Genomic DNA, 5,915 nt, shown 5'->3' with positions numbered 1-5,915 from the left:
TACTTCCAGATTAGCCTTCCAACACATAATTGGGACAGCGCCATAAAAAAGAGGCCAGAGGGCCTCTTTTTTATTGTCCGCCGGCTGGCATCAGGCGCTGCGCTGCACCGCCATGTGGGCCAGGGTCTCCAGCGCTTGCTTGTGCCGGGAGTCCGGCAGGATGGCGAGGGCGGCGATGGCCTTGTCAGCCTCTTCCCGAGCCCGCTGGCGGGAGTATTCGAGAGCTCCGGTGCGATCCAGGATGCCCAGAATACGCTCCAGGTGATCCATACCGTTGCGGTGCTCGATGGCATCGCGCACCAGTTGACGCTCTTCCGGGGTACCCACTTCCATGGCGCGCAACAGCGGCAGGGTCGGCTTGCCTTCAGCCAGATCGTCACCCACGTTCTTGCCCATCTCGTCGCTCTGGGAGCAGTAGTCCATGACGTCGTCGATGATCTGGAAGGCAGTGCCCAGATACTTGCCGTAGTCGGTCATCGCCTGCTCGACGGACTCGGGCTGATGGGTCAGTACGGCGGCGAGGCGGGTGGCCGCCTCGAACAGCTTGGCGGTCTTGCAGTAGATGACCGTCATGTAGCTCTCTTCGGTGGTATCCGGATCGTTGCAGTTCATCAGCTGCAACACTTCCCCTTCGGCGATGGTATTGGTGGCATCGGAGAGGATCTCCATCACCCGCAGGTTGGAGAGCTCGCTCATCATCTGGAAGGAGCGGCTGTAGAGATAGTCACCGACCAGCACGCTGGCGGCATTGCCGAACAGGGCGTTGGCGGTTTCCCGGCCGCGGCGCAGGTCGGATTCGTCGACCACGTCGTCGTGCAGCAGGGTGGAGGTATGAATGAATTCGATGATGGCAGCCAGTTTCAGGTGGTCTTCACCTTCGTATCCCAGTGCGCGGGCGGCCATGACAGTCAGCATGGGGCGCATCCGTTTTCCGCCTGCACTGACAATATAGAAACCCAGCTGGTTGATCAGGCTGACATCGGACTGGAGTCTCGCCAGGATCAGTTCATTGACCGCCGTCATGTCGGCGGCACAGAGCGCACGGATAGTCTGTTGGTCCATAAGTCTCGTAACGTGACGGCAGTGATGACTGCGATTTTAGCAATGGCGGGGATTCTACACGATTTCACAATGGGTTACAGTTAAGCGTTTGTTCACGGCGGCAGATATGCGCACAAAATAAACTTTTTGCTAAATTGGCCTTGCCTCGGCAAATCGATTTGCGTAGAATGCCGGCCCATTGTTATAGGTTTTTGCGCGTGTCTGGCCTTGAGCAAAAGACACGCCTTTACGGAGTTAATCAAATGTACGCGGTATTCCAAAGCGGCGGAAAACAACACCGTGTGGCCGAAGGTCAAATCGTTCGTCTGGAAAAGCTGAACGTTGAGACTGGCGCTACCATCGACTTCAACGAAGTGCTGATGGTTGCTGCAGGCGACACTTTTAAAGTAGGTGCTCCTTTCGTTGAAGGTGGCAAGGTTGTAGCTGAAGTTGTGGCTCACGGCCGTGGCGAGAAAGTGACTATCGTCAAGTTCCGTCGTCGTAAGCACCACCGTAAGCAAGCGGGCCACCGTCAGTGGTTCACTGAAGTCAAAATCACTGGCATCAGCGCTTAATTAGAGGAGTACGATAGATGGCACACAAAAAAGCTGGCGGTTCATCCCGCAACGGCCGCGATTCAGAAGCTAAACGCCTGGGCGTGAAGCGTTTCGGCGGCGAAACAGTTCTGGCTGGCAGCATCATCGTTCGTCAGCGTGGCACCAAGTTCCACGCCGGTACCAACGTTGGTCTGGGCAAGGACCACACTCTGTTCGCTACCGCGAACGGTAAAGTGCAGTTCGAAGTTAAAGGTCCGCAGAATCGTAAGTACGTCAGCATCGTTGCTGAGTAATTACGGACCGCAAGGATCCGAAGCCCCGCCAACCTGGCGGGGCTTTTGTTTTTCTGATGAGTTTGACGAAAAAACGGCACGCGGATGAGCCGGCGCAGACAGCCCTCATCGGCCAGATGCGCCTCGCCCGAAGGGGCCCGTATCACTATAATTGCGTATCGGTTTTTCGAATTAAGGTGACGGTTACCTATGAAGTTTGTTGATGAAGTCCAGATTCGAGTCGATGCCGGTGACGGTGGTAACGGTTGTGTGAGCTTCCGCCGCGAGAAGTACATCCCGAATGGCGGCCCGGACGGCGGTGACGGCGGTGATGGTGGCGACGTGTATCTGGTGGCCGATGAAAACCTGAACACTCTGATCGACTACCGTTTCGAGCGCTTCCACGCCGCCGAGCGTGGCGAGAACGGCCAGAGTGCCAACTGTACCGGTCGTCGCGGCAAGGACAAGATTCTGCGCGTGCCGGTGGGAACCCGTGCCACCGATGAAGACACCGGCGAACTGCTGGGGGATTTGACCAGTCACGATCAGAAGCTGCTGGTTGCCAAGGGCGGCTTCCACGGCCTTGGCAACACCCGCTTCAAGAGCTCGGTCAACCGGGCGCCGCGCCAGAAGAGCAACGGCACCCCGGGTGAAGTGCGTACCCTGAGGCTGGAGCTGCTGCTGCTGGCGGATGTCGGCATGCTGGGTCTGCCCAACGCAGGCAAGTCCACCTTCATTCGCGCCGTTTCTGCGGCCCGTCCGAAAGTGGCAGACTACCCCTTCACCACCCTGGTACCGAACCTGGGTGTGGTACGCGGTGAAAACTCCCGCTCCTTCGTCATTGCCGACATTCCCGGCCTCATCGAAGGGGCTGCCGAGGGGGCAGGCCTGGGTATCCGCTTCCTCAAGCACCTGGAGCGTTGCCGCGTCCTGATCCACCTGGTGGACATCTGCCCGGTGGATGGCTCCGATCCTGCCGAGAACGCCGTGACCATCGTCCGGGAGCTGGAAAAATACAGTCCCGAGCTGGCGGGCAAGCCGCGCTGGCTGGTGTTCAACAAGATGGACCTGATCCTGGAAGAAGAGGCTCAGGAAGTGATGGACAGAGTCAAGGCAGCCCTCAACCACGAAGGTCCGGTTTACGCCATCACCGCCATCAGCAAGGAAGGCACCAAGAAGGTGTGCTACGACATCCTGGATCTGCTGGACACCATGCCCCGTCAGCTGGCGGAAGATGCCAGAGACGCCATCGAGAAGGTGGAGTTCAAGTGGGACGACTACCACAAGAACCAGCTTGCCAAGGCGGAAGCCGATGCCCTGGCGGCGTCCAAGGCCTTCGATGATGGCCTGGACGATGACGACTGGGACGATGAGGACGACGACGGCGTCGAAGTCATTTACGTTCGCGATTGAGCATCATGTTCGTGACAAGACCGGAGCCAGACAGGCTCCGGTTTTTTTATGGGAGGATCGACGGGATCACCCTATAGATATATTTTTCATGTCTCTTATTGCCTGACAGTGGCTGCGGATTATACTGCGCACCTGAATGTAACCTGTATGAAACATTATGCTAACCATTCAAATTGAATCGATATGCATGACTGTTTTGGTTTGTTCTTATGGATGGTTCGCCTGATAAAATATTTATGCTTGAAATGATCAATTAACGGCTTGTTTGTGCAGTTTTTTGGGTTATTCTTGCGCCCGTTTTCCGGGCGAGGGCATGAGTATGCAGGCGGCCCGGCTGAAGGAAAAGTCACATTTAAGGCTGTTTATATGTTGGAAAAGACCTTGGAAGCACCGGCAATCCGTACTCGCCGCAACGTGCTGATGTTTTTGATCCCGTCACTGATCGGGATCCTGCTGTTCATGACCCCGGTCATCTATGACGGCAATGTCACCATTCCCGTCGCCGTGCTGGCGAAGCTGGTTCAAACGGTGTTTGCCGATCATCTGGTGGCCATGGTCAGCGCCATCATCACCACCACCATGCTGATGACCCTGATCGCCTGGCTGTTCAAACCGGCGATCCTGGTAAAACGCCCCTTCCTCAACAGCCTGTTCAACGTCTCCCCCTTCTGGGCGTGCGTGCGGGTGCTGGGCGGGGTCTTCGTGCTGTTGACCTTCTTTGAAGCCGGTCCCGAGGTGCTGCGCTCAGGGGCGACCGGCGGTCTGGTGCTGCACGATCTGCTGCCGGTACTGTTCTCCGTCTTCATCTTTGCGGGCCTGCTGCTGCCCTTGCTGCTGGATTTCGGTCTGCTGGAGTTTGTCGGTACCATGATGACCCGCATCATGCGTCCGGTGTTCCGTCTGCCGGGTCGTTCTGCGGTGGACTGCTTCGCCTCCTGGCTCGGTGATGGCAGCGTCGGGATCCTGCTGACCAGCAAGCAGTATGAAGGCAAGTTCTACACCCAGCGGGAAGCGGCCGTCATCGGTACCACCTTCTCCGCCGTCTCCATCACCTTCTGTCTGGTGGTGATCTCCCAGGTGAAGCTGGAGCACATGTTCGTCCCCTTCTACCTGACCGTCTGCCTGGCCGGTGTGGTGGCCGCCATCGTGGTACCGCGCCTGCCGCCGCTCTCCTGGAAGAAGGATGTCTACAGCGACGGTACTCCCCTGTGCCGCAAGCAGGAGGCCATCCCCCATCAGCACAGCGTACTGAGCTACGGCTACCATCGTGCCCTGACCAAGGCCGACAGCATGACGGATCTCGGCGCTGTGGCGCGTGAAGGGGTGAAAAACGCCCTGGACATGGTGTTTGGCGTGCTGCCGGTGGTGATGGCCGTCGGGACCTGTGCCCTGATGCTGGCGGAGCACACCCCGGTGTTCAACTGGCTGGGGGCGCCCTTCGTGCCTTTGCTCGAGCTGCTGCAACTGCCGGAGGCGGAAGCCGCTTCCAAGACCATCATGGTGGGCTTCGCCGACATGTTCATCCCGGCGGTGCTGGCCTCCACCATCGAGAGCGACATCACCCGCTTCGTGATCGCCGCCATGTCGGTCACCCAGCTCATCTACATGTCGGAAGTGGGCGCTCTGTTGCTGGGCAGCAAGATCCCGGTCAAGTTGTGGGAGCTGTTCGTCATCTTCCTGCTGCGCACCCTGGTCACCCTGCCGGTGATTGCCGGTGTGGCGCACCTGCTGTTCTAAGGGGCGAAGTGGAACGAAAAACGGTCAACCCGGGTTGACCGTTTTTTTATGGGCGAGTGCCAGCGGAAGGTCAGTGTGATCCTGCCAGCAGGGCCTGGCATTCGACCTCGTCCAGCTGCTCGGGGGCGAGGAAGCGTATGGCGTAATCCCGCCAGATGCCGCTTTCGATGAAGAGGGCAAACAGGGCCGGGTCTATGTGCTGTTCCTGCACCATCTTCACCATGATGGCCAGGGACTGGGAGACCGTTTTGCCAGACTTGTAGGGGCGGTCGCTCGCCGTCAGCGCCTCGAAGATGTCTGCAATGGCCATGATGCGGGCTGGAATGCTCATCTGCCCCCCTTGCAACTGGCGCGGATAGCCCGTGCCGTCCATCCGCTCGTGATGGCCCCCCGCAATCTCCGGCACCTTGCGCAAATGGCGGGGGAAGGGGAGCTTCTCCAGCATGCGTATGGTCTGGATGATGTGATCGTTGATCTTGTAGCGCTCCTCTTCGGTGAGGGTGCCACGGCCGATGGCGAGATTGTAACGTTCCCCCCGGTTGTAGAGGTGGGTGGGCACCCGCACCTTGAAGCCCCATGGGTTGTGTCGGGCGAGATTGTCGTGCTCGGGGCGAGGGATGAGATGGACCGCCTTGTCGGCGAGCAGCGACTCTCGGCAGGGGAGGGGAGAGGGGGCCTCCTGGTGGCGCTTGCGCTCCTCCTGACTGATGCCGAGCCGATCGTCCAGAGTGCGCAACCAGGTGCGGCTGGCGATGGTATCCAGCCTGGCGAGCTTCTCCGGCGCCATCCACTCGCCCCCCAGATTGCACTCGGCCACGAAGGCGAACTCCTGATCCAGGGTGTGCCAGAGGGGGGTTACAGCCTCGAAGGCGGCCTGCTGCCCGGATGGGGGCAG

General features: G+C 59.0%; 6 protein-coding genes. 4 read left to right on the top strand and 2 right to left on the bottom strand.

Features of this window, described 5'->3' with window-relative positions:
* Window positions 1-90: 90 nt before the first annotated feature.
* Complete coding sequence (ispB, locus tag AACR77_RS04345; RefSeq protein ID WP_042879972.1) at window positions 91-1,062, bottom strand: octaprenyl diphosphate synthase; 972 nt, start codon at window positions 1,060-1,062, stop codon at window positions 91-93.
* Between the two features lie 242 nt (window positions 1,063-1,304).
* Here ispB and rplU point away from each other — a divergent pair, with 242 nt between their 5' ends.
* The 4 genes from rplU (at window position 1,305) to AACR77_RS04325 (ending at window position 5,020) form a co-directional block, all read left to right on the top strand.
* Entirely contained in the window at window positions 1,305-1,616 is a 312-nt protein-coding gene (gene rplU, locus AACR77_RS04340) for a 50S ribosomal protein L21 (protein ID WP_005304210.1), read from the top strand.
* Window positions 1,617-1,633: 17 nt separating this feature from the next.
* Entirely contained in the window at window positions 1,634-1,891 is a 258-nt protein-coding gene (gene rpmA / locus AACR77_RS04335) for a 50S ribosomal protein L27 (protein ID WP_042879970.1), read from the top strand.
* Between the two features lie 189 nt (window positions 1,892-2,080).
* Window positions 2,081-3,283 carry an Obg family GTPase CgtA gene (cgtA, locus tag AACR77_RS04330; RefSeq protein WP_010673200.1) on the top strand — a complete coding sequence of 401 codons (1,203 nt, stop codon included), beginning with the start codon at window positions 2,081-2,083 and terminating at the stop codon, window positions 3,281-3,283.
* Between the two features lie 366 nt (window positions 3,284-3,649).
* Complete coding sequence (locus AACR77_RS04325; RefSeq protein ID WP_010673201.1) at window positions 3,650-5,020, top strand: YjiH family protein; 1,371 nt, start codon at window positions 3,650-3,652, stop codon at window positions 5,018-5,020.
* Window positions 5,021-5,090: 70 nt separating this feature from the next.
* Here AACR77_RS04325 and AACR77_RS04320 read toward each other — a convergent pair.
* The coding region (locus tag AACR77_RS04320) for an HD-GYP domain-containing protein (RefSeq protein WP_042879968.1) at window positions 5,091-5,915 on the bottom strand (825 nt) is incomplete at its 5' end.

It is taken from the genome of Aeromonas sp. ZOR0002 (assembly GCF_963866995.1).
In the GTDB taxonomy this organism is placed as follows: domain Bacteria; phylum Pseudomonadota; class Gammaproteobacteria; order Enterobacterales; family Aeromonadaceae; genus Aeromonas; species Aeromonas caviae.
Note: the sequence above shows the minus strand (reverse complement) of the source record. Positions and strands in the feature narration are given on the sequence as shown.